25 protein-coding genes are annotated in these 22,078 nt (G+C 69.8%); 14 read left to right on the forward strand and 11 right to left on the reverse strand.

Annotation, left to right across the window (positions count from 1 at the left end; all coding sequences use genetic code 11):
- Nucleotides 1-62 precede the first annotated feature (62 nt).
- Complete coding sequence (locus AB0F44_RS05590; RefSeq protein WP_357353472.1) at nucleotides 63-1,337, forward strand: DUF222 domain-containing protein; 1,275 nt, start codon at nucleotides 63-65, stop codon at nucleotides 1,335-1,337.
- Between the two features lie 548 nt (nucleotides 1,338-1,885).
- Nucleotides 1,886-2,182, forward strand: a complete 297-nt coding sequence (locus AB0F44_RS05595) for a GNAT family N-acetyltransferase (RefSeq protein ID WP_350664339.1) — start codon at nucleotides 1,886-1,888, stop codon at nucleotides 2,180-2,182.
- Between the two features lie 23 nt (nucleotides 2,183-2,205).
- Here AB0F44_RS05595 and AB0F44_RS05600 read toward each other — a convergent pair whose 3' ends face one another.
- The gene (locus AB0F44_RS05600) at nucleotides 2,206-3,117 is read right to left on the reverse strand and encodes a hypothetical protein (RefSeq protein ID WP_350664337.1); all 912 of its coding nucleotides are present in this window, start codon (nucleotides 3,115-3,117) and stop codon (nucleotides 2,206-2,208) included.
- Nucleotides 3,118-3,254: 137 nt separating this feature from the next.
- Here AB0F44_RS05600 and AB0F44_RS05605 point away from each other — a divergent pair, with 137 nt between their 5' ends.
- Nucleotides 3,255-4,916 (forward strand): FAD-binding dehydrogenase, encoded by a 1,662-nt coding sequence (locus AB0F44_RS05605; protein WP_357353475.1) that lies wholly within the window; start codon nucleotides 3,255-3,257, stop codon nucleotides 4,914-4,916.
- Nucleotides 4,917-4,926: 10 nt separating this feature from the next.
- Here the strand turns inward: AB0F44_RS05605 and AB0F44_RS05610 are convergent, their stop codons facing one another.
- Nucleotides 4,927-5,250: a multidrug efflux SMR transporter gene (locus AB0F44_RS05610; RefSeq protein ID WP_160024812.1), complete on the reverse strand. Its 324-nt coding sequence runs from the start codon at nucleotides 5,248-5,250 to the stop codon at nucleotides 4,927-4,929.
- Nucleotides 5,251-5,334: 84 nt separating this feature from the next.
- On the opposite strand from AB0F44_RS05610, the gene AB0F44_RS05615 reads away from it, so the two are divergent.
- From AB0F44_RS05615 to AB0F44_RS05645, 7 genes are all read left to right on the forward strand, one after another.
- Nucleotides 5,335-5,886 (forward strand): TetR family transcriptional regulator, encoded by a 552-nt coding sequence (locus tag AB0F44_RS05615; protein WP_357353477.1) that lies wholly within the window; start codon nucleotides 5,335-5,337, stop codon nucleotides 5,884-5,886.
- Between the two features lie 24 nt (nucleotides 5,887-5,910).
- Complete coding sequence (locus tag AB0F44_RS05620) at nucleotides 5,911-6,618, forward strand: YoaK family protein (RefSeq protein ID WP_357353479.1); 708 nt, start codon at nucleotides 5,911-5,913, stop codon at nucleotides 6,616-6,618.
- A gap of 10 nt (nucleotides 6,619-6,628) precedes the next feature.
- Nucleotides 6,629-7,315, forward strand: a complete 687-nt coding sequence (locus tag AB0F44_RS05625) for an NUDIX domain-containing protein (protein ID WP_357353481.1) — start codon at nucleotides 6,629-6,631, stop codon at nucleotides 7,313-7,315.
- Between the two features lie 323 nt (nucleotides 7,316-7,638).
- Nucleotides 7,639-8,715, forward strand: coding sequence for an ABC transporter substrate-binding protein (locus AB0F44_RS05630; protein ID WP_357353483.1), 1,077 nt, complete (start codon nucleotides 7,639-7,641; stop codon nucleotides 8,713-8,715).
- Between the two features lie 2 nt (nucleotides 8,716-8,717).
- Nucleotides 8,718-9,551: an ABC transporter ATP-binding protein gene (locus AB0F44_RS05635; protein ID WP_357353485.1), complete on the forward strand. Its 834-nt coding sequence runs from the start codon at nucleotides 8,718-8,720 to the stop codon at nucleotides 9,549-9,551.
- Entirely contained in the window at nucleotides 9,548-10,363 is an 816-nt protein-coding gene (locus tag AB0F44_RS05640) for an ABC transporter permease subunit (RefSeq protein ID WP_357353487.1), read from the forward strand. The genes AB0F44_RS05635 and AB0F44_RS05640 overlap by 4 nt, the downstream gene beginning before the upstream one ends.
- The gene (locus AB0F44_RS05645; protein ID WP_357353489.1) at nucleotides 10,360-11,169 is read left to right on the forward strand and encodes an ABC transporter permease subunit; all 810 of its coding nucleotides are present in this window, start codon (nucleotides 10,360-10,362) and stop codon (nucleotides 11,167-11,169) included. The genes AB0F44_RS05640 and AB0F44_RS05645 overlap by 4 nt, the downstream gene beginning before the upstream one ends.
- 15 nt (nucleotides 11,170-11,184) lie before the next feature.
- On the opposite strand, the gene AB0F44_RS05650 is transcribed toward AB0F44_RS05645, so the two are convergent.
- From AB0F44_RS05650 to AB0F44_RS05685, 8 genes are all read right to left on the reverse strand, one after another.
- Complete coding sequence (locus AB0F44_RS05650; RefSeq protein ID WP_357353491.1) at nucleotides 11,185-11,664, reverse strand: nucleoside deaminase; 480 nt, start codon at nucleotides 11,662-11,664, stop codon at nucleotides 11,185-11,187.
- 46 nt (nucleotides 11,665-11,710) lie between these two features.
- Nucleotides 11,711-12,538 carry a MurR/RpiR family transcriptional regulator gene (locus tag AB0F44_RS05655; RefSeq protein ID WP_357353493.1) on the reverse strand — a complete coding sequence of 276 codons (828 nt, stop codon included), beginning with the start codon at nucleotides 12,536-12,538 and terminating at the stop codon, nucleotides 11,711-11,713.
- Nucleotides 12,539-12,543: 5 nt separating this feature from the next.
- A complete protein-coding gene (pucL, locus tag AB0F44_RS05660) occupies nucleotides 12,544-13,419 on the reverse strand; it encodes a factor-independent urate hydroxylase (protein WP_357353495.1) in 876 nt (291 codons plus the stop codon).
- Complete coding sequence (uraH, locus tag AB0F44_RS05665) at nucleotides 13,419-13,733, reverse strand: hydroxyisourate hydrolase (RefSeq protein ID WP_357353497.1); 315 nt, start codon at nucleotides 13,731-13,733, stop codon at nucleotides 13,419-13,421. Before uraH ends, pucL begins: the two co-directional genes overlap by 1 nt.
- An 11-nt stretch (nucleotides 13,734-13,744) precedes the next feature.
- On the reverse strand, nucleotides 13,745-14,239 hold the full coding sequence (uraD, locus tag AB0F44_RS05670) for a 2-oxo-4-hydroxy-4-carboxy-5-ureidoimidazoline decarboxylase (RefSeq protein WP_357353741.1): 495 nt from the start codon (nucleotides 14,237-14,239) through the stop codon (nucleotides 13,745-13,747).
- A 74-nt stretch (nucleotides 14,240-14,313) separates the two neighbouring features.
- Nucleotides 14,314-15,936: an AtzH-like domain-containing protein gene (locus AB0F44_RS05675; RefSeq protein ID WP_357353499.1), complete on the reverse strand. Its 1,623-nt coding sequence runs from the start codon at nucleotides 15,934-15,936 to the stop codon at nucleotides 14,314-14,316.
- Nucleotides 15,933-16,988, reverse strand: a complete 1,056-nt coding sequence (locus tag AB0F44_RS05680) for an acetamidase/formamidase family protein (RefSeq protein ID WP_357353501.1) — start codon at nucleotides 16,986-16,988, stop codon at nucleotides 15,933-15,935. Before AB0F44_RS05680 ends, AB0F44_RS05675 begins: the two co-directional genes overlap by 4 nt.
- 58 nt (nucleotides 16,989-17,046) lie before the next feature.
- The gene (locus tag AB0F44_RS05685; protein WP_357353503.1) at nucleotides 17,047-17,424 is read right to left on the reverse strand and encodes a DUF202 domain-containing protein; all 378 of its coding nucleotides are present in this window, start codon (nucleotides 17,422-17,424) and stop codon (nucleotides 17,047-17,049) included.
- Nucleotides 17,425-17,469: 45 nt separating this feature from the next.
- Here AB0F44_RS05685 and AB0F44_RS05690 point away from each other — a divergent pair, with 45 nt between their 5' ends.
- Complete coding sequence (locus tag AB0F44_RS05690) at nucleotides 17,470-18,297, forward strand: thioesterase family protein (RefSeq protein ID WP_357353505.1); 828 nt, start codon at nucleotides 17,470-17,472, stop codon at nucleotides 18,295-18,297.
- A gap of 18 nt (nucleotides 18,298-18,315) precedes the next feature.
- On the opposite strand, the gene AB0F44_RS05695 is transcribed toward AB0F44_RS05690, so the two are convergent.
- A complete protein-coding gene (locus AB0F44_RS05695; protein ID WP_357353507.1) occupies nucleotides 18,316-19,941 on the reverse strand; it encodes a D-alanyl-D-alanine carboxypeptidase family protein in 1,626 nt (541 codons plus the stop codon).
- A 112-nt stretch (nucleotides 19,942-20,053) separates the two neighbouring features.
- Between AB0F44_RS05695 and AB0F44_RS05700 the strand changes: the two genes are divergently transcribed.
- The 3 genes from AB0F44_RS05700 to AB0F44_RS05710 are packed head-to-tail and all read left to right on the forward strand — an operon-like array spanning nucleotide 20,054 to nucleotide 22,028.
- Nucleotides 20,054-20,767 (forward strand): (deoxy)nucleoside triphosphate pyrophosphohydrolase, encoded by a 714-nt coding sequence (locus AB0F44_RS05700; protein ID WP_357353509.1) that lies wholly within the window; start codon nucleotides 20,054-20,056, stop codon nucleotides 20,765-20,767.
- Nucleotides 20,764-21,675, forward strand: coding sequence for an N-acetyl-1-D-myo-inositol-2-amino-2-deoxy-alpha-D-glucopyranoside deacetylase (mshB, locus tag AB0F44_RS05705; RefSeq protein ID WP_357353511.1), 912 nt, complete (start codon nucleotides 20,764-20,766; stop codon nucleotides 21,673-21,675). The genes AB0F44_RS05700 and mshB overlap by 4 nt, the downstream gene beginning before the upstream one ends.
- Nucleotides 21,672-22,028, forward strand: coding sequence for a hypothetical protein (locus AB0F44_RS05710; RefSeq protein WP_357353513.1), 357 nt, complete (start codon nucleotides 21,672-21,674; stop codon nucleotides 22,026-22,028). Before mshB ends, AB0F44_RS05710 begins: the two co-directional genes overlap by 4 nt.
- Nucleotides 22,029-22,078: the final 50 nt, after the last annotated feature.

Raw genomic sequence — 22,078 nt, forward strand, 5'->3', positions numbered from 1 at the left:
TGGCATGGCCGATGGCGTAGAATCAGACCTATCACAACACCTCTTTGAAGGGGAGGATGGCGATGAGTCTCGGCCGCTCGATCGACCACTGGGGCACCAACCCCGGCGACGCGATCGACGCCGCCTTGAAGGCCATCGAGACCTCCCTTCAAGACCTCCTCGCCACCGACCCCACCTATTGGCGCACCGAGCAGAAGAAAGACCTGCTCGAGCGGTTGGAGAAGCTCCAGGCCCAGCAGTCTGCGTTGAAGCTGCTGGTGCTGGCGTCTGCCGGTGATATCGCCGAGGAGGCCGGCGCCAAGGACGCCTCCGCCTGGATGCGGGCCGAGCTCCTCGTCGACAAGGCCGTGGCCCGGTCGCAGATCAAACTCGCGGCCAGTGTCGCGAAGTACGACCTCGTCGCCGCCGGCCTCGCTGAAGGTGTCGTGTCTCAGGACAAGGCCCGGGTGATCGTGAAGGCGTTGGACAAGATCGTGGCCGACCCGGTCGCGAGTGCCGAGGACCTGGTCCTGGCGGAGAAGCTCTTGGTCGACTACGCCACCCGCATGACCGCGAACGAACTCCGCATCGTCGGCAAACGGATCCTGGCCGAGGTCGATCCGGTCCGGTTCGAAGACGCCGAAGCGAAAGCGCTGCTGGCTGAGGAAGAACGCGCTCATCAGAAGACTGCCCTGCGGGTCTGGGACAACCACGACGGCACCATCGGGTTCGACGGAGTCCTGCCGACCTCGATCGGAATGAGATTCAAGCGGCTGGTCGAGGCCTACGCCCAACCCCGCAAACAGCAGCTCGTCGCCAAGGGCGCGCCCCTGCCGCCGTGGGAACGGCTGATGGGCCAAGGCTTCACCCGGCTGCTGGAGACCATCGACCCGGCCGCGCTTCCCCGCCACGGAGGCGATGCGACCACCATCAATGTGGTGATCTCCCTCGAGGAGCTCCGCAAGGACCTCGGCATCGCCACGTTGGGCTATGACGAGACCAACGGCGCCACGATCAGTGCGGCCGAGGCGCGACGGATGGCGTGCAACGCCACCATCATCCCCTGGGTCCTCGGCGGCGACAGCGAGGTCCTCGACGCAGGCCGTGGCAGCAGGTTCTTCCAACCGATCCAACGCAAGGCGCTGCGGCTACAGCAGAAGTGCTGCCAGGCCGAGGGGTGCGACATGCCACCGGAATGGTGCGATGCCCATCATCTAGAGCCCTGGGCAGCTGGCGGAAGGACCAACCTCAAGGACGGCGCCCTGCTCTGCCCACACCATCACCGCCTCGCACACAACCCCGCCTGTATCCATGAGCGCCTGCCCGACGGCACCATCCGGTTCACCCGCCGCCCCTAACCGGCTGCGCCGACTCCACACTCGCCGGTTCCCCACTGAACGGGACACTTCCCCACTGCGGCGGAGGTTCCCCACGCTCCGGAGGATGGGGAAGCTCCGCGTACGTGGGGATCTCTTCCGATCGGTGGTGAACTCGTGACCTGCCGGGGCACCGAACCGGCCCGGCCAAGACGACGGTTCGCTTGTGAACGGTTCACAAGGTCCCGCCCACTGCCATAGGCGCCCGCGAGGCAGCTGGCGTCCGCACACGGCCAGCCACGGCCCCAAGCCTGCACCCAAACTGAAACCGCTGCGCCAAACCCCGCCGCCGACCCGATAGCCAGCCAAAATTCTCGACGGAGCCCGGTGTCCAGGATCGCCGCAGGCGACCGGCGAAGCCGGCGGCCGAAGGCCGTCATCTCGACAAGCTCGATACATCGCCTTTACTCCGGGGTTCGTCGAGAACACCCTCCCCGAAAGGGTCGGCGGCCAACAGCCCCAGGAAGCACGGCACGCGAGCGACCGTGGGACCCCGCGTACGCCTTCATCAGGTGGGTGAGAATAGGGGCGTGAGCGAGATCCAGTACCTAGACAACCCGGCCAGGCACCGCTACGAGATCCGCGACGGAGAGACCGTCGCGGGTCTGGCGGCTTACCGGCTGCCCGACGACGAGCACGTCGACTTCGTGCACACCGAGGTCAAGGAGGCCTACAACGGGCAGGGACTCGCCTCGAAGCTGGTGGCGTTCGCGCTGGCCGATGTGAAGGCGAAGGGGAAGCGGATCATCCCGCATTGCCCGTACGTCGCGGGGTGGCTGAAGCGGCACGGCGAGGAGTACGCCGACATCACCGACTGGCCCGCCTGATCACGAGGCCTGATCACGAGAGATCAGAGGGAGTCTGCCGACTTCCGCGGCTCCAGGCCTAGCTTGGCCAGGGGAGTGCGGGTCATGTGGGCCGAGGGCCAGGTCTGGCCTCGGGAGGAGCCGCGGGAGTAGGGCCTGGCGCCCGACTGGTACGTCACGAAGAACTCGTCTCCGACCTCGGCGATGCCCTCGGCCAGGTTGGGGAGCCACTGCATGGCTCGGGGCCGGATCGTGACCCGGTCCTGCACGATCAACTGGCTGCGCCGAGCGGGGCCGCGGTTGACGCTGAAGACGTACTCCTCCTCGCGGACCACGACGCCCTGGGTGCCGACGGGGGTGCGTACGCCGATGGGGGTCTTGATCTGCCAGGTGTCGTCCTTGCGGATGTACTTGTAGAGGCGGTTGTTCGCGTGCGACCCCACGTAGAGCAGGTCCTTGGCTGCGGCGAGGTAGGAGCCGGCGGCGACGGCGATGAGCGGGGAGACTGTCGTGACGGTCGACAGCGGCTCGGCGTGGACGATCTGGGTCAGTGAGTAGCGGTAGAGACGCGGAGGGTTGCCCTCGCGGCACACGTAGACCTCGTCGCCGATGACCGCGACGCCGCCGGCGTTGACCGGGCCGCTGACGCTGCCCTTCGGCCCGCCCAGGTAGACGGCGTTGATGAGCTCACCCGACGGCTTGTCGACCAGAGCGAGCGCGGAGCCGAGCTTGTCGCCGTAGTAGCCCTGCAGGAGCAGCTCGGCCTCTGGGGAGTACGCCAGGCCCTGGGGGATCCAGCCGTGGTCCTCGTCCCCGGTGAGCACTCCGGCGGTGGCGATGTGCGGAATCAGCGGACCGAGTCTGCTGCCGCTACGGCCCAGCCAGGTCTCGGTGCGGTCGATGCCGCGTTGGACCCACTTCTGCTGCCTCTTGGCCATCACCTTGGGGTCGATCACGATCAAAAAATCTATCCGCTCGGACACCGATCGGCGGCCGCTTCGGGGCGCGAGTCCGACATCTGTCCACCTGACGGAACGGTCGCGCGACAGGTTCCATGTACTCGCGGGTAGATATGGTGGCAGGATCTGCCGACATGACGAAGCACGCCGACGTGATCGTGGTGGGAGCCGGCCTTGCCGGCCTGGCAGCAGCGGCCGAGGTCGCGGACGCGGGAAAGAGCGTTCTCCTGGTCGACCAGGAGCCGGAGCAGTCGCTGGGCGGTCAGGCCTTCTGGAGCCTCGGCGGGCTCTTCCTCGTCGACAGCCCCGAGCAGCGCCGCATGGGCATCAACGACTCACCCGAGCTGGCGCTCCAGGACTGGATGGGATCCGCCCAGTTCGACCGTGACGAGGACCTGTGGCCGCGGCGATGGGCCGAGGCGTACCTCGACTTCGCGGCCGGGGAGAAGCGGTCCTGGCTGCGTCAGATGGGCCACCGGATCTTCCCGGTCGTCGGCTGGGCCGAGCGTGGCGACGGCCGCGCCGACGGCCACGGCAACTCGGTGCCGCGCTTCCACATCACCTGGGGGACCGGGCCCGGCGTGGTCGAGCCGTTCGAGCGGCGGGTGCGCGCCCACGCCGACACCGGCCGGATCACCTTCGCCTTCCGGCACCGCGTGGACCACCTCGTGGTCGAGGACGGCACCGTCGTCGGCGTACGCGGCAAGGTGCTCGAGCCCAGCGACATCGAGCGCGGCCACGCCTCCACGCGCACGGAGGTCGAGGACTTCGAGCTCAGCGGCCAGGCGGTGATCGTCACCTCCGGCGGCATCGGCGGCGACCACGACCTCGTCCGCAAGCACTGGCCCGCTCGTCTCGGCACCCCGCCGAAGTCGATGGTCTCCGGCGTCCCGGCCCACGTCGACGGCCGGATGCTCGCCATCACCGGAGCGACCGGCGCCAAGATCATCAACGACGACCGGATGTGGCACTACGTCGAGGGCATCCGCAACTGGGACTCGATCTGGGCCAACCACGGCATCCGGATCCTGCCCGGTCCCTCCTCGCTGTGGCTGGACGCGACCGGCAAGCGCCTCCCGGCGCCGTTCTTCCCCGGCTTCGACACCCTCGGCACGCTCAAGCACCTGCGCCAGACCGGCTACGACTACTCCTGGTTCGTGCTGACCGAGAAGATCATCAAGAAGGAGTTCGCGCTCTCCGGCTCGGAGCAGAACCCGGACCTGACCGGCAAGGACATCAAGCTGCTCGCCGAGCGGGCGCGCAAGGGTCCCGGCCCGGTGAAGAGCTTCATGGAGCACGGCGAGGACTTCGTGGTCGCCGAGAACCTCACCGCGCTGGTCCATGGCATGAACGGCCTCGCCGAGAAGGACCCGACCGGCCCGCAGATCAACGAGAGCGAGCTGCGCCGGATCATCGAGGCCCGCGACCGCGAGATCGCCAACAACTTCACCAAGGACGCCCAGATCACCGCGCTGTACGCCGCCCGCCACTACCGCGGCGACAAGCTGCAGCGCACCGCCAAGCCCCACCGGATCCTCGACCCCGAGGCCGGCCCGCTGATCGCGGTCAAGCTGCACATCCTGTCCCGCAAGACCCTCGGCGGGCTCGAGACGGATCTGTCCGGCCGCTGCCTGACCGCCGCCGGCACCCCGCTGCCCGGGCTCTACGCGGCCGGCGAGGTCGCCGGCTTCGGCGGCGGCGGGATGATGGGCTACAACGCGCTCGAGGGCACGTTCCTCGGTGGCTGCCTGTTCTCGGGACGTACGGCGGGCAGGGCCGCGGCCGCGGCGGTCTGACCCGAGCGGCTCAGTGGGCGCCGGAGAGGTTCAGCCCGACCACGCCGACGACGATCATCGCCAGGAATCCGGCCTTGGCGGCGGTGAGGTGCTCGCCGAGGAACATCACGCCGATGCCCGCGACCAGCGCGGTGCCGAGGCCTGACCAGATGGCGTACGCCACCGAGACCGGCATCCGCTCCACGACCACCGAAAGCAGCCAGATCGAGGCGCCGTAGCCGGCCAGGACGGCGACCGACCAGCCGAGGTTGCGGAAGCCCTCGGTGCGGGGGAGCAGCGCGGTGCTGACGACCTCGATCGCGATCGCGGCGACGAGCAGAATGGCGGCGTACATCTTCGGGTCCTCCTGAGGCGCATGTAGCGACTGCTACATCGCACCAAATGTAGCAGTCGCTACATGTTGGGCATAATGCTTTTCATGGACCGCAAGGAGGAGCTCCTCGGGCAGGTGGTCGAGCACGTGCTGCAGCACGGCCTGATCGGCCTGACCCTGCGTCCGCTGGCGGCCGCGATCGGCACCAGCGACCGGATGCTGATCTACCACTTCGGCGGCCGCGACGAGCTGGTCGCTGCGGTGGTGGCGCGCACCAACGAGCTCTCCGTGGCGGCGGTCGGGGCGCTGGAGCCTGCCGACGGCGTACGCGCCGGGGTCGAGGCGCTGTGGCGGGCCTACCGCACCGATCCGTTGCACAGCTGCCTGCAGATCTACCTGCAGGCAGCCGCGACCGGGCTGATCGGGATGGAGCCCTACCGCTCGGTCGTCCGCGAGACCAACGAGCTCTGGTACGCCGCGCTGCGTGCCTACATCACCGCTTGTGGTGCGCCGCCCGAACGTGCGGGCCGGATCGTCACGCTCGTCGACTCCTCCCTGTTCGGGTTCCACCTGGACCTGGCCACCGACCGGCCGGAGGAGCTCGCCGCCGGCGTGGCCGATCTCGCGGTGGCCGCGGGAGCGATCGCCGAGGGGTGATCGAGGGTCCGGCACAATGCGCGGGTGAACTCGCTGCTGAAGACCGTTCCCGCCGACCGCATGCATCTGTGGCTGATGCTCGTGCTCACCTTCACCACGGGCATCAACGACGCCGTCGGCTACCTCGGTCTGGACAAGGTGTTCACCGGCAACATGACCGGCAACGTGGTCATCCTCGGCATGGCGCTGGTCGGCGACACCGACCTGCCGGTCCTCGGGCCGGCGCTTGCGCTGGTCGGGTTCATGGCCGGAGCCGCGCTCGGTGGGCGGGTGCTGAAGGCCGACAAACGGGCCTGGGGTGGGCGTACGACCGCACTGTTCTCCCTGGTCGCAGCGGTGATGCTGGCGCTGGCCGGACTGCTCTTCGTCGCCGGGGACGAGCCCTCGAGCGCGGTGATGATCACGACCACCACCCTCGCCGCGCTCGCCATGGGGACCCAGGCTGCGGCCGCTCGCCACATCGCGGTCAAGGACGTCACCACCGTCGTCGTCACCAGCACGATCACCGGCCTCGCGGCCGACTCACCGATCGGGTCCGGCAAGGCGTCCTTCCGTGGAGGTGGCACCGCGCGGCGCGCGATCACCGTCCTGCTGATCCTGCTCGGTGCCTTCGCCGGCGCCGGGATGCTGCTGTGGCACATCGGCGGTGGGCTGCTGCTCGCTGGCATCCTGATCGGGCTCGCCACCGCCGTCGGCGCCTGGCACGCCCGGGTGCACCGCTCGATCATCTAGGGTCTGCCACGTGGAGTGCCCCAAGTTCGCCGTGAGCGTAGATCTCGTCGTGCTCACCGTTCGTGACGACGCGCTCTGCGCCCTGGTCGTACGCCGCGGCATCGAGCCGTTCGAGGGTGACTGGGCGCTGCCGGGAGGCTTCGTCCTCGACGACGAGGGCCTCGAGGAGGCAGCGGCGCGCGAGCTCGCCGAGGAGACCGGCATCCGGCCGGGGAGCGTGCATGTCGAGCAGTTGGCGACGTACGGCTCTCCGGGGCGGGACCCGCGGGCGCGGGTCGTGACGGTCGCCTATCTCGCGCTCGCTCCCGACCTGCCGGTGCCCGCGGCGGGATCGGACGCGGCGGACGCGCAGTGGTGCCCGGTCGACTCGCTCCTGGTCGGCGACGGCCTTGCCTTCGACCACGCGGCGATTTTGCGTGACGGCGTCGAGCGCGCCCGCTCCAAGCTGGAGTACTCACCGCTGGGCGCGGCGTTCTGTGCCGAGGAGTTCACCGTCGCCGAGCTGCGCCGGGTCTACGAGATCGTCTGGGGCGAGCGCCTCGATCCCCGCAACTTCCATCGCAAGGTCACCAAGACCGAGGCCTTCCTCGAGCCCACGGGCACCACGACGACCCGGGACGGTGGCCGACCGGCTCAGCTCTTCCGCCGGGGCTCTGCCGAGCACCTGCATCCGCCGCTGCTGCGCCGCACGACCTGACGGTTTGGTCACCGTAAGGTCTCGGGCTGATCACGAACCGATAACGGCGGATCCGGTGTGGCAGACGGCACATGCGACTCGGTCTACGCGCGTTGGGTAACTAGACAACAGCCACGGCATTGTTGTCCAGCGGACGCCGTGTCTCGGGATCGAACGCCACGTTCGACTGTTTCGTCTTGAAAAGGTCGTTACAACGCCGAAACGCCGGTGCCAGCACCTGAAACCTCCGCTCGCTACGGTCCCCGAGACCTGTGCGTGAAACTCCTCGAAGGGAACTCGTTTCGATGTCTACCCCCGCCTCTCGGACCTCGCGACGTAAGTCTGTGCAACTGAGGGCCGCCGCGGCCCTCCTGTCCCTGGCCGCCGCCACCACCCTGGCCGCCTGCGGCTCCGACTCCGAGGGAGGCAGCAGCGAGGAGGGCTTCGGCACCATCTCGATGCAGTACTCCTGGATCAAGAACGAGGAGTTCGCCGGCGAGTACTACGCCGAGGACAAGGGCTACTACGAGGAAGCCGGTTTCGACGCCGTCAACGGCATCTCCGGCCCCGACACCGGTGTCGCCAAGCTGCTCTCCGGCAAGGTCCAGGTCGCCATCAACGACGCCGCCTCGGTCGGCTCCGCGATCGCCGAGCAGGAGGCGCCGCTGAAGATCATCGGCGCCACCTTCCAGAAGAACCCGTTCACGATCCTCTCCCTCAAGGACGGCGGCAACATCGCGACGCCGGACGACCTCAAGGGCAAGAAGATCGGCGTCCAGGACTCCAACGTCAACGTCTTCAAGGCGATCCTGGCGGCCAACGGCCTGGAGGAGAAGAAGGACGACATCACCGTCGTCCCGGTCGAGTTCGACCCGACGCCGCTGATGAAGGGCCAGGTCGACGGCTTCATGGCCTACCTGACCAACGAGTCGATCACCGTCGAGCTCGCCGGCCACGAGGTCACCAACCTTCCCTACGCCGAGAACGGCGTGCCGTACGTCGCCGAGACCTACACCGTCACCGACCAGTACCTCGCCGAGAACCGCGACCTCCTCAAGGCGCTGCTGACCGCCGAGATCAAGGGCTGGACCGAGACCTTCAAGAACCCCTCCGACGAGGTCGTCAAGGTCGTCACCACCCACTACAACAAGGCGGCCAGCGACTCCGACGGCCTCGAGGCCAGCTTCGGCGAGCTCGACCCGGTCAAGACCAAGCGCGGTCTCGAGGAGTCGCAGAAGCTGATCTCGACGCCGGAGACCGAGAAGAACGGCCTCTTCACCATCTCCGACGAGCTCCAGCAGCAGACCGTCGACTCCCTCGCCGCCGCCGGCTGGGAGGTCTCGGTCGAGGATCTGTTCGACACCTCGATCATCGACGAGATCTACGAGGAGAACCCCGAGCTGAAGGCGTACCAGAAGTAGTCATGGCTCAGGACAAGCTCATGGATGCCGGTGCTCCCGCGGCGGAGACCGACGGCGGCACCGGCATCCACATCTCCGGAATCAGCAAGGTCTTCGGCTCCGGGTCGAAGGCCGTCACCGCGCTCAAGGACACCGAGCTCCACACCGATCAGGGCTCGTTCCTGGCCCTGCTGGGCCCCTCCGGCTGCGGCAAGTCGACGATCCTGCGGATCCTCGCGGGCCTGGAGACGCCGACGAGCGGAGAGGCGTACGTCGACGGCAAGGCTCCCGAAGACCTGCGGCGTGACTCCGAGCTGGGGATCGCGTTCCAGGACCACGCGCTGCTGCCGTGGCGCTCGGTGGTCGGCAACATCAAGCTCGTCTTCGAGGTCGCCGGGCGGCGTCCCGACATGTCCTACATCCACGAGCTGATCAAGCTCGTCGGGCTGGAGGGCTTCGAGAAGTCCCGCCCCGCGCAGCTCTCCGGCGGGATGCGGCAGCGGGTCTCGATCGCCCGGGCGCTGGCGCTGAAGCCGTCGGTCCTCCTGCTCGACGAGCCGTTCGGTGCGCTGGACGACATGACCCGGCAGAACCTCAACCTGGAGCTGCTCCGGATCTGGACCGAGAAGCCGGCGACCACCCTGCTGGTCACCCACGGCGTGAACGAGGCGATCTTCCTCTCCGACCGGGTCGCGGTGATGTCGCCGCGACCGGGCCGGATCAAGGAGATCATCGAAGTCGACCTTCCCCGGCCGCGGACGCCCGACATGATGCGTACGCCGGAGTTCCACGCGCTGGCCGACCGGGCCTCCGAGCTGCTCTTCGGCGACGATGGGCGCGCCGAGGCGGAATCTTGAACAAGCAGAGTCTGATGCGGGTGCCGGGCTGGCTCGCCGGTCTGATCGGCGTGGTCGCCCTTTTCGTGCTGTGGGCGGTCGTGGCCGTGGTCGGGTTCCCGCCCGACCCGGGGACCGGGTTCACGCCGGTGCCGCCGCCGTGGACGGTCCTCTCCGAGATGGCCGCGGCGGGCCCGTCGGCGTTCTGGGGCGGAGTGCTCCGCGAGACGCTGATGGAGGCGTCGATCGGGTTCCTGTGGGGCAACCTGATCGCCCTGCTGCTGGCCTCGCTGGTGCTGCTGGTGCCGTGGCTGGAGCCGGTGATCATGCAGATCGCGGTGACGACGTACTGCCTGCCCGTGGTCGCCGTGGGCGGCATCTCGATCGTGGTGCTCGGCGGTGCCGAGCAGCCCGGTGACCCGTCGAAGACGTCGATCTTCCTGGCCGCGCTGATGGTCTTCTTCACGACCGTTGTCGGGGCCGTGCTCGGGTTCAAATCGGCCGATCGCGCCTCGCTCGACGTGGTGCGGGTCTACGGCGGGTCGGTGTGGACGCAGCTGGTGAAGGTACGCCTCGTCGCGGCCGTGCCGGCGATCCTCAACGCGCTGCAGATCGCGGTGCCGACCGCGATCCTCGGTGCCGTTCTCGGCGAGTACCTCGGCTCCACCGACCGTGGCGTCGGGCGCACGCTGATCGTCCTGCAGGGCAAGCCCGACCCAGAGCGGCTCTGGGCCGTCTTCCTGGTCTGTGCCCTGGTCGCCCTGGCCGGCTATCTGCTGCTGGGACTGGTTTCGCGTCTGGTGACGCCGTGGGTTGCCGGGAGGTCCGGATGAGGTCGGGTGCCAAGGGTCTGTCGCGGGCGGTCCTGGGACCGGTGCTGCACACGGTCGCCGCGCTCGCGATCGTGGTCGTGCTCTGGCAGGCGTTCGTGTCGTTCTCCAGCGTCTCGGAGTTCGTCGCGAAGGGGCCGCTGGACGTGGTCGACCACCTCTTCACGGGGCCGGACGCAGCCGCCCATCGCGCGGAGCTGTTCCCGCTGACGTGGGTGACCCTGAGGGACGCCGCGCTCGGCTTCCTAGCCGGGATGGCGATCGCGGTGGTGGCAGCGGTGCTGTTCAACCTGTCGCGTACGGTCGAGGCCGGCGTGATGCCGCTGGCGCTGCTGCTGCGCTCGATCCCGCTGGTCGCGATCGCGCCGGTGGTCATGCTGATCACCGGCCGCGCTTCGACCGCCTCGGTTGTGGTGCTCGGGATCATCGTGGTGCTGTTCCCGGCGCTGGCCGCGGTCCTGTTCGGGCTCTCGCAGGCCTCGCCGCAGTCGCTGGACCTCGTCGCCGTCTACGGGGGCTCGCGGCTCACCGCGATCCGGAAGGTGTCGCTGCCCGGCGCTCTCCCGTCGATCTTCGCCGCCGCCCGGGTCTCGGTGCCCGGCGCCGTGACCGGCGCGCTGCTGGCCGAGTGGCTCTCGACCGGCAAGGGCATCGGCGGCAACATCCAGAAGTTCCCCGCCGCCGCCCGGTTCGACGACCTGTGGGCAGCCGTCGCGATCATCACCGTGGTCACGCTGGTGCTCTACAACCTCGTCCAGCTCCTGGAGTCGGTCGCGCTGGAGCGGATGGGGATGGACGCCTCGCAGTAGCCGGTCATTAGCCGGTCAGTAGTCCGTGCGGTCCCGCTTCGCGAGCCACGCGTCGAACGGGTCGTACGCCTGCGGGATCCGCAGCTCGTCGACCTTGGTCGGCCAGTCGTGGTGCTCGTTGGCGCGGCCGGTCCCGAACAGGTCGTAGAAGGCGCGGTCGTCGAACCCGCCCTTGGCCGCGTCGTCACGGTCGGCCGCGTAGACGACGCGGTCCAGGCGCGCCCACAGCCCGGTCGCCAGGCACATCGGGCAGGGCTCGCACGAGGTGTAGAGCGTGCAGCCGGCCAGCGAGAAGCTGTCGGCCTCCTTGCAGGCGGCACGGATCGCGACGACCTCGGCGTGCGCGCTCGGGTCCAGGTCGCGGGTGACCCGGTTCTGCCCGGTGCCGAGCAGGATGCCCTCGCGCAGGATGATGGCCCCGAACGGGCCACCACCGTTGTTGACGTTGCGCACAGCCAGCGCAATGGCCTGCTCCAGCCACATGGTGTCGCTCATAAGATCCCCCCGGATCGATGTCCTACTGCCATTCTGCTCCCCGGCATCACTCGACCTCGTGGAGTCGGTCGTAGGTGGCACTGATGGCCGAGACGCGGTCGCGTCCGGCCCGTCCCCGCTCGTGGAGTACGCCGTCGGCGAGCACGCTCGCCAGCGACATCGGCGCGGCCAGGGAGTCGAAGGCGAGAGCGCCCTGGACCGGGCACTCCAGCGCGATGTCGGCGCGGCCGAGGTGGACCGTTCCGGTCGGGTCGGCGATCACGATCACCGTGCTGCCGGAGGCAGCGGCGGCGTCGACGAACCCGCCGAAGCCGGGCGGCCGGCGGCGGAGCCCGACCGCGACCACCACCGATCCCGGGCCGAGCTCGGCCAGCTCCTCGCCGATGACCTGGCCGGGAGCCGGAGCGAGCGTGACCCGCTCGCGGGTCTGGGTGAGCTGCTGGCGCAGATGGAGCGCGACCGGGTAGGAGTTGCGCCAGCCCGCGACCATCACGTCGCTCGCCCTGGCGATGGCCTCGATCGCCGCGGCGATGCCGGCCTGCTCCACGACCCGTGCGATCGCGGCGGCTTCTCCCTCGGCGTGGGCGCTGAGGTCGGGCGCGCCCTCGACACGTCGCGGCTCGCCGGCCGTACGCAGCCCCCGCAGGTGGTCGCGTACCTCGTCGAAGCCGTCGAATCCCAGCGACCGGAAGAGCCGGCTCATCGTCGCTTTGGACACCTCCGCGAGCGAGGCCAGCTCGGCCGCGCGGTAGGTCGCCAGGTCGTCGAGATGCTCCAGCAGCGTGTCGGCCGCCTTGCGCTCCTGCGGCGAGAGCTCCTGGTAGTGCGTGGCTATCCGCCGGTCGATCCGCTGGTCCACCCGAGTTGTGCTCACGGTCATCACGCGAAGCCAGGGACCGATGCCCAGGCGTCCGGCTCGGTCGATCCGTCGCGCTGCAGGGTCGCCTCGATGAGCCCGTAGGGGCGGTCGGCGGCGAAGAAGACCTCGTTCGGATTGTCGAGGTCGAAGGGGGAGAGGTCGACGAGGAAGTGGTGCTTGTTGGGGCAGGAGATCTTGAACTCCGCGATCCCCTCGTAGGCCTCCATCACTGCCTTGCCCATCTCGTAGATGGTCTGCTGCAGCGCGAGCGAGTGCACCTCCGCGAAGGTATTGAGCATGATCGTGCGGATCCGGTCGTAGGCCGCGTTCCAGTCCTCCGGGTGGGTCTCCCACCGCCACCACGCGGTGACCTCGGTCGCCAGGATCCGGTCGGTTGTCTCGGTGAGGGTGGTGTAGCGGTCGCGCGGGAAGCCGTGGAACTCCGATCCGGTGGACTTGAGCACCACCAGGTCGGCCAGGCCCGACAGAACAAATTTTCGTTCGCCATGGCTGTTGACCACCGCCGTACGCGTCTCCTGACCGCGCCGGGCGAACGAAAATTCGTTCGCCGGGATTCGGTCCCAGACGTAGGACTCGGCCTTCATCACCGACCCGGTCACCCACGGCTGCTCCGCCCAGTAGGCGGTGAGGTCGAGCAGGAACGCTTCCGGCGAGGTGATGCCGAGCTCCTTGGCCTTCGCGTAGACCACGTTCTTCTGGGTGTCGGTGGCGTGCACGTGCACGTTGTCACCCTCGGTGAAGGCCGTCGCGAAGTCGCCTCTGAGCTGGGTGGACACGTTCAGGTCGTGGATGGTGTGTCGCGCGCCTTCCCTGTCGACCTTGACCAGGCGTACCTCCGCCTTGCCGTGCTGGTTGGGGCCAAGAGTGATCGACATCAGCTTCCTCGATAGGTCGTGTAGGAGAACGGGCTGAGCAGGAGGGCGACATGGTGGTGCTCGCCGGCGGTGACGGTGAACCCGATGGTCACCTCGGGGAAGAAGGTCTCGCGATCCTGCTCGGCGAACCAGGGCCCGGTCGCGAAGGTCAGCATGTGTGGCCCGGGCGGCACGTCGCCGTCGAACCGCACCCGCCCGTCGGCGTTGGTGGTCGCGGTGCGCGCGCTGTCGTCGGGGAGGGTGAGGTAGAGCGCGAGCCCGGCGGCGGGCCTGCCGAGGGCGGCGTCGAGTACGTGTGTGGAGACGGTGGTCATACGACGCAGTGTCACACGATCAAGGTTTGCAGTCGGAGCATCGCGATCTCGGCGAGCTGGCCCTTGGTCACCGTGATTTCGGTAGCCGGGTCGTTCTCCAGCCGCTCCTCGAGAAGCGCGAGCATCTGCTCGGCGCTGCGTCCCGCCGCCCGCACCAGATAGATCCGCCCGAATCGCTCCTCATAAGCGGCATTGCCCGCCTTGAGCCGGGCTTGCACCTCGACGTCGGCCGGGTCGACCCCGGCCTGCTCACGGGCGGAGAGCGCCGCGCTCGGCCCGTCCCCGGCGTGCCGTTCCCCGATCCGGGGGTGGTCGGCCAGGGCTCCTTCGACCTCCTCGTCCGTCCAAGCCGCGGCGAGCTGCCTCGCGGTGGCGAGCAGGTCGGGTACGTCCGTATAGGGACGCCCCGCGACCAGCCCGGCCGCCCACGAGGGGATCGCGACACAGGGTGCGACCAGCGTCTCTGCCGCCTCGGCAGGCAGGGCGTCGAACTCGGCGAGCGTCATCGTCACCAGGTCAGCCTATGAAACGAGCGTTTCGGCGTCCGAAACGCAGGTTGCCTTTGTGTAACGCCCGGCGGCTACCCCGCGAAGCTCTGCGCCAGGGCGAGGAGGTCGCGGTCGCGGCCGGGGGCGGCGACCAGGCAGAGTCCGGCCGGGAGATTGGTCGGCGTGCGGACCGGGATCGAGACGGCGGGGAGGCCGGCGATCCCGGCGATGCAGGTGAGGCGCATGGTGTCGCCGCGCACCCCGGCCGCGTCGGCAGCGGTGGGCGCCACGGAAGAGGCGCTGGGATAGGCGAGGACACGGTCGCCGACGACGTCGACGATCTCCGTACGCGCCTGCGCGAGCACGGCCCGCGCCTCGGCGGCCTGCTCCCTGGTCACCGAACGAGCCATCTCGAACCGGCCCCGCACCGCCTCGCCGAGCGTGTCCAGCCGGGTCTCGAGCCAGGCCCCGTGGGCCTGCCACGCCTGGAAGGCCTGCCCGGTGACGAAGGCCTGGCGCCACTCGTCCAGCTGCGCCGGTTCCCAGGCCAGCGGCTTGGCCTCGGGCAGCGCCTCGCTCACCGCGGTGGCCACATCCTCCGAGGCGAGCCCGACCAGCGACGGCACCAGGTGGATCTCGTCCAGGGAGGGCGACGACGCCGGCGGCGCGTCCGGCAGCAGTACGTCACCCACCGCCTGCAGCAGGAACGCCGAACGAGTCATCCAGCCGACGGTGTCGAAGGCCTTCGCGAGCGGAAGCAGCCCCTCGCGCGAGACGGCCCCGTGCGACGTACGGATCCCGTAGAGGCCCTGATAGGCGGAAGGGACCCGGATCGAGCCGCCGGTGTCGGTGCCGAGGCCGATCGAGGCCTGGCCGAGGGCGACCGCGGTCGCCGATCCCGATGACGAGCCGCCGGGGATCCGGCCGGGAGCCTTCGGGTTCGGCGGCGCCCCGTAGTGGGCGTTGAGGCCCGACAGCGAGTAGGCGAACTCCTCGGTGCGCGCGATCCCGCGGACCGACGCCCCGGCGTCGAGCAACGCGGCGACGGCGGCGGCGTGCGACGTTGCCACCGGCGCCTGCTCCAGCCATGAAGGGCTCCCGGCGCCGACCGCGAAACTTGCGACCGCGAAGAGGTCCTTGACCGCGACGGTCTCTCCGGAGAGGGCGCCGTCGGCGGTGTGCGAGGAGACCAGCGGGTCGCCGACGACCCGCCAGATCCGGGTGTCGAAGGCGGGCGCGGGCGCCGAGACATGGGCCGCGGTGACCTGCCAGCCGCCGTACTCGATCCGCACCGGGTCCCGCGCCCACAGCTGCGTCTGCAGCCCGCGTCCGCCGCGGTCGAGCTCCGCGCTTCGCGCGGTTGCTCCCTCGCTCGGCGCGAGCGGACGAGCAAGCTCGCCGCTCGGCCTCGCTACGGTCGCCTCGGTGACGGCCACGATCAGCGCGTGGTCCTCGTCGATCACCTGCACGTGGGTCTGCACGATGCGCCGCTTCGGTGCGCCGCCGCGCGACCCACGAAAGGCGGCGATCTGCTCGTGCCCGACGAGCAGTCCGGCGGCGTCGCCGCGCAGGGTGGTCGGTGAGTCGGCGAAGAGCGCGTCCAGAGCGGCGACGTCGTCGGACATCAGCGCGCTCTCGTACGCTCGGAAGGCCTGCAGCAGCCCGTGTGGGACCGGCTTGAGCTGGGCGCCGTCCCCAGCTTGTCGAGGGGTCATAGGGCGAAGTCTGCCTTGCGGATCGTGGCGTGTACGCCTTTGACGACGTCGACGACCTGAGAGATGCGGAAGTCGGTGGCCGCCGACAGGTAGGCGTACGCAGCCTCCGGCTCCATCCCGAAGCGCGCGCTGAGCAGGGCGATCGCGGCACGGACGCAGTTCTGCATGGCCACGTCGAGGGACTCGTCGAGCCCGGTGGGGATGAGAAATTCGGACGTCTCCGCCAGCGGACCGGCGAACTCGCCGAACCGCGTGGCGGCCTCCTCGCGGGCGACCAGGTCGAAGCGGAGCGTCGCCCGGAGCGAGGCTTCGAGCGCGGTCAGCGAGACCTCGCCGTCACCCTGCGCGAAGTGCGGGTCGCCGACGTACGCCAGCGCCCCGGCGACCTGGACGGGCAGGTAGAGGGTCGCTCCGGCCGTGAGTAGCCGGATGTCGATGTTGCCGCCGTGCGACCCGGGCGGCACGGAGTGCGGCCGAGAGGATCCCGGCACTGCGACCCCCATGATCCCGAGGAACGGGTCGAGGGCGAACGACGCCGGCCCGATCACCCCGCGCCCGTCGACGACGGGGGTGAAGACGCTGTGCACCGGCGAGTCTCCGCGCGGGAACTCGCCCGGCAGCGCGCCGCGCCCGTGGCGGTTCGACACGACGCCGTAGGGCACCCGCGGCAGCGCCTCCAGCACCGTGATCGCGAGCAGGTCACCGACCTCGGCACCCTCGACCTCGATCGGCCGCGAGACGACGTGCGGCCCGTCGACGCCGAAGGTCCGCTCATAGCCCGACGCCGCGAGCGCGACCGCGTCGGAGAGGACCTCCGATACGCCGTGGGCCGAGAAGAACCTCTCTGGGTTCCGCCCCTGATCCTCGAGGATGCCCTCGTGGGAGATCGTGTCCACGGTCACCGAGCTCCCCGGCGAGATGCTCAGCACGGGGGAGTCCGTCGCGCAGGGCAGCCGCCCCCACAGCACGTTGTCGACCTCGGCCGGGAGGTAGGTCGTGGAGCTGATCGGTCCGGTTCCCGGCTGCAGTGCCGTCACGGTCGGGGCAGTCATGGCCGAAACCGTATGGAACGCATGTTTCACGCTCGTGACGAGCGGATCAGCCGGTGGTTCAGAAGACGAGCGAGACGCCGAGCAGCACCGCGATGAGCAGCAGCGCCCCGGCGAGGATGAACCCGGTGGAGAACGCCGGCAGCGGGCGCCGCTCCCGCATCGCGCGCTCGACCCGTGCCCAACGGACCATCGCGAGGACGGTGCACACGATCGCGGTGAGCACCAGCAGAGCGATCACCCCGACACGTACGCCCTCCGTGGTGGGCACCTGGAACGAGTGCAGCGCGACCGCACCGGCGAGCAGGCCGAGCACGGTGCGCGCCCAGGCCAGGAAGGTGCGCTCGTTGGCCAACGTGAACCGCGGGTCCGGTTCGGAGCCGTGGTGGTAGACCCAGTGCGGGTGCCGGGGGTCATCCGTCGATGGCGTCTCGGTCATGCCCCCATCGTCCACCACATCGGGTCCCGATCTAGATTATTACCCATGGGTAATAGGGAACAGGCGGAGTTCGACCGTGACATCGCGGTCCGTAGGACCGACGAGAAGACGTACGCAGCCGATCTCGCCCCCGGCTGGGTGGTCGGCGGTGGAGTCAACGGCGGCTACCTGCTCGCGGTCATCGGCAACGCGCTGCGGGCCCACCTGCCGAACCACCCGGACCCGATCGTGCTGAGCGCGTTCTATGCCGGCGCGAGCACCCCGGGGCCGGCGGAGGTCCGCATCGAGACCAAGCGCGACAAGGGCTCGCTGGCCATCGCGACCGCCGAGCTGTGGCAGGGCGAGGAGCTGCGGATCACCACCACGGCGACGTACGCGGACCTCGACGGTCTCCACGCCAAGAGCAGCGGCTTCGAGCGGGTCACCGCGACCGAGCCGGAGCTGCCGCCGCTCGATGAGTGCCTCTCCTCGACCACGGCGCCCGAGGAGATGAAGAAGTTCGTGCCGATGCTGGACCGCTACGAGCTCTGCGTGCCGAAGGAGCAGTTCGTCTGGGGCGGCGCCGCGCCGACCGGCGAGGCGGTCTTCACCGGCTGGTTCCGTCATCACGACCGCGAGCCCGACCCGCTCTCGCTGCTGCAGGTGCTCGACGCGCTCCCGCCGGTCACCTTCGGGCTCGAGCTGCCGGGCTGGGCGCCGACGCTCGAGCTCACCTGCCACATCCGCCACAAGCCGGCGCCGGGCTGGCTCAAGGTCACCCACTTCTCCCGCAACCTCTCGGGCGGCATGTTCGAGGAGGACTGCGAGGTCTGGGACTCCGAGGGCAAGCTGGTCGCCCAGGCGCGTCAGTTGGCTCGGCTGCCGCGCGTCTGACGGGTCAGAGCGGGGCGGTCACATCGGGGCGCAGCGGTCCTTCCCGCCGTACGCGTCCCAGTGCCAGGCCTCGGCCGAGTACTGCTTCAGTCCGAAGTTCAGAGCGTTCTTGTTCAGGAACCGCCACACCGCGCTGGCCGGCTCCGAGGCCCGCGTCGCGCAGGTCTTGCCGCCGGTCGCGCTCGGCTGCTCGAAGTCGATGGCGATGCCGAGCTGGTGGGATGAGTGGCCGGGCTGCGCGGTGAGCGTGTAGTCGCCGGTCGGGCAGCCGCCGGTGACGTCCTCCTGGCACAGCGCCTTCTGCTTCTTCATCGTCCGGAACGAGCTGCCCGCGACCAGGTCGACGCCCTGCTTCGAGGCCCTCTTGACCAGCGCCGCCGCGGCCCCGGAGATGCGTGCGTTGACGACGGTCAGGCCGTCGGAGCCGTCGATGTAGTAGGGGTCGCCCTTGGTGCTCTCGGTGCCGGTGTTGGGCAGCCCCTCGACCGCGCAGAGCCGCACCGGGATCAGCCGGCCCTCGTCGTACCCCTCGCCCTCGCCGAGGTCCTTCGTCCCCGGCGAGCACACGAGCCCGGTCGAGTCGGCGCGTGGGTTGCCGACCGGCCTCGTCGGTGCCGCGACCTGGAGGAGCTTGCCCTCGGCTGCGCCGGCGGCGCGCTGCTCGGAGGCCTGCACCGCCAGTTCGGCGAGGTGGCCGGTGACCCCGCCCGCCTTCGTGTCAGAGTCGGTCTGGGCGGCGTCCGGTGCCGTCTTCGGGACGTCCTCGGGGCAGGTCGTGATCGACTCGCTCAGCGGCTTCTGAGTCCCGGTCGCGAGGGTGATGTTGGCGCACACGACCGTGGTGTGGTCGCGCTTGGCGTAGGTGTCCTGCCAGGTCCGGTAGCCCGCCACCTCGAAGCTGTTGCCTGCCTCGTCGGCCTGCAGCGTACGCAGCCTGAGGCCGTCGCCGTAGGCGCCCGGCTGCTCCAGCCAGGTGCCGATGTCGGCAGCGGTGACCTCCCAGCCGACGCTGCGCAGCGACGCCACGGCCACCGACAGGTCGCTGCCGACGCCGTTCAGGTCGTCGGTCGTGGTCTGCGCCCACTTCTGCGTCTGGTCGTAGAAGTCGTACGCCCCGTAGCCGCCGACACCGACCAGCGCGAGCACCAGCAGGATCACGAGAACCTTCGGCCACCGCCGCCGCTTCTTCGGCGGCTCGGACCCGAACCGGCCGGGACCGAAATCCTGCGGGTATCCCGGGGGAGGCTGCTGCCCGTAGGGCTGCTCGGGATAGGGCTGCTGAGGGTAAGGCTGCTCCGGATAAGGCTGCTGATCCGGGTAGGGCTGCTGGCCGTAAGGCTGCTGCTCAAGCGGATAGGGCTGCTGCTGTGCCGGCGGGTAGGGCTGCTGCTGAGGCGGGTACGGCCGCTGGTCCGGGTAGCGCTGCCCGCCGGGGTAGGGCTGGTGCTGCCCCGGATGAGGCCGCTGCTGGCCGGGGTGGGGCTGCTGCTGACCCGCCTGCCCCGGGTGCTGCGGCTGCTGCTGTCGTCCCGGCTGTGCCTGTGGTCGTTGGGGCTGCTGCCGCGGGCCCGGGTAGGGCTGCTGTCCCCGGTAGGGCGGGCGAGGCTCGCCGGGGCGCCGCGGGGGCCACTGCTGATCGCTCATGAATGGTCCCCGGACGGGGGCAGGCAGGCGATGAGCAGAAGACGGCGGGGCACGGCGTTGGAGCGTACCCAAGAGACACCACTTTCCGGGTGTCTAGGGAACAATCTCACACGTGAACAGCCCCAAGACCGTAGTGGCCGCGGCGATCCTCAGCGCCGACGGCAAGCAGGTGCTGGCCGCGAGGCGTACGTCCCCGCCCGAGGCCGCCGGACGCTGGGAGCTCCCCGGCGGCAAGGTCGAGGATGGGGAGACGCCCGAGGCGGCCCTCGTCCGCGAGATCGGCGAGGAGCTCGGCTGCCTGATCGAGGTGCTCGACTGGATGGAGGGCGAGTCGGTCATCGGCGGGGCCGCCGGCCGGCTGATCGCCGCGACCGCCCGGGTGGTCGCGGGCGAGCCGAGGCCGCGCGAGCACGACCAGGTCCTCTGGCTGGCGGCCGAGGACCTCGACTCGGTCGACTGGCTGGAGCCCGACCGTCCGTTCCTCGATGCGCTCCGCCACGTACTCGGCGTGCCCGACGGGCCCACCCTGCGCGGCATCTTCTTCGAGGAGGAGGCGGCCCGGACCGCCGCGTCGACGCTCGAGCGCGAGGGCTGGACGGCCCGGGTCACCCGGGAGCGCTACCAGGGCGAGGACGACGACGAGGACCACCCGTGGTCGGTGGAGACGGACGCCCCGGAGATGGTCCTGGAGCTGCTGGTGGACGAGTACGACGGCTGGCTCGACATCCCCGAGGACGCACCGGACGACTCGATCGCCCCCGAACCCGTCGAGCTCCCTGACAACCCGAAGCGGATAAAGCGCCCCGACCTAGGATCGAGTTCGTGAATTCTCAGAAGAGCCTGCTGCTCGTGCACGCCCACCCCGACGACGAGACGATCGCGACGGGGGCGACGATGGCGAGATATCTCGCCGAGGGCGCCCGCGTCACCCTGGTGACCTGCACGGCCGGTGAGATGGGCGAGATCCTGGTGCCCGGCCTCGCCCACCTCGCCGCAGACCAGGAGGACGGCCTGGGCGTGCACCGCCGGGGCGAGATCGAGGACGCGATGGCGGCCCTGAAGGCGCCCGACGGCAGCCAGGTCGACCACCGCTGGCTGGGCGGATTCGGCAACTACCGCGACTCCGGGATGACCTGGAGCGAGGACCGCACCCACGCGCTCCCCGACCCCGAGGCCCGCGAGAACGCCTTCTGGTACGCCGACCTCAACGAGGCCGCCGACCACCTCGTCACGATCATTCGCGAGGTGCGTCCGCAGGTGCTGGTCACCTACGACGAGTTCGGCAACTACGGCCACCCCGACCACATCCAGGCCCACCGGGTCGCGACGTACGCCGCCCATCTCGCCGCGGTGCCGACCTACAAGAAGGAGCTCGGCGAGGCCCACGAGATCGACCGGATCTTCTGGACCGCGATCGCGGAGAGCTGGATCCGCGAGGGGCTGCGGGCGGCCCGGGCGGCCGGTGACGAGGACGCGCTCGGCGGGATGGACCCCGAGGGTCCGCTGCCGATGGCGACGCCCGACGTCGACATCGCTGCCGCGATCGACGGCACCGCCTACGCCGACCAGAAGGTCGCCGCGATGCGCGCCTACCCCACCCAGATGGACATGGAGCAGGGGATCTTCGCGATGACCAACAGCCTCGGTACGACCGCCTGGTCTCACGAGCACTTCCGGATCGCCAAGGGAGACGTCGAAGGGACCACCCTGACCGACCTCTTCGCCGGGTTGTGAGGCTGCTCGGTAGCGGCCTGGCTCGTTGTGGGGCCGGTCTTCTCCTCGGCCTCGTCGTCGGGGTCGCGGCGGTCGCCGTCCACCCGTGGTGGTGGGGGCTGCTGCTCGCCGTGGCCGCGTCCTCGGCGATGCTGCTCGTGCTGCCGCGGGGAGCCTCGAGGATCGCGTACGCCGCGGCCTGGGCGATCGTGGTCGCGCTAGCCGCGACGCCGAGGCCTACTGGCGGGTATGCCGTCGCGGGCGATGTGGCTGGATACCTGATGATCTTCTGGGCCGTGCTGATGATCGTGGTGGCGGCGGCGACTGTGTCGAGGGTCACGGCACAGGTGGAGCAGGACCTCCCCGGGAAGTGACGAACGTCCCAAGATGGGCTACGGGTTCGGCCTAGGGGGGTATAGGTCCT

It is taken from the genome of Nocardioides sp. NPDC023903 (assembly GCF_040639295.1).
GTDB lineage: Bacteria > Actinomycetota > Actinomycetes > Propionibacteriales > Nocardioidaceae > Nocardioides.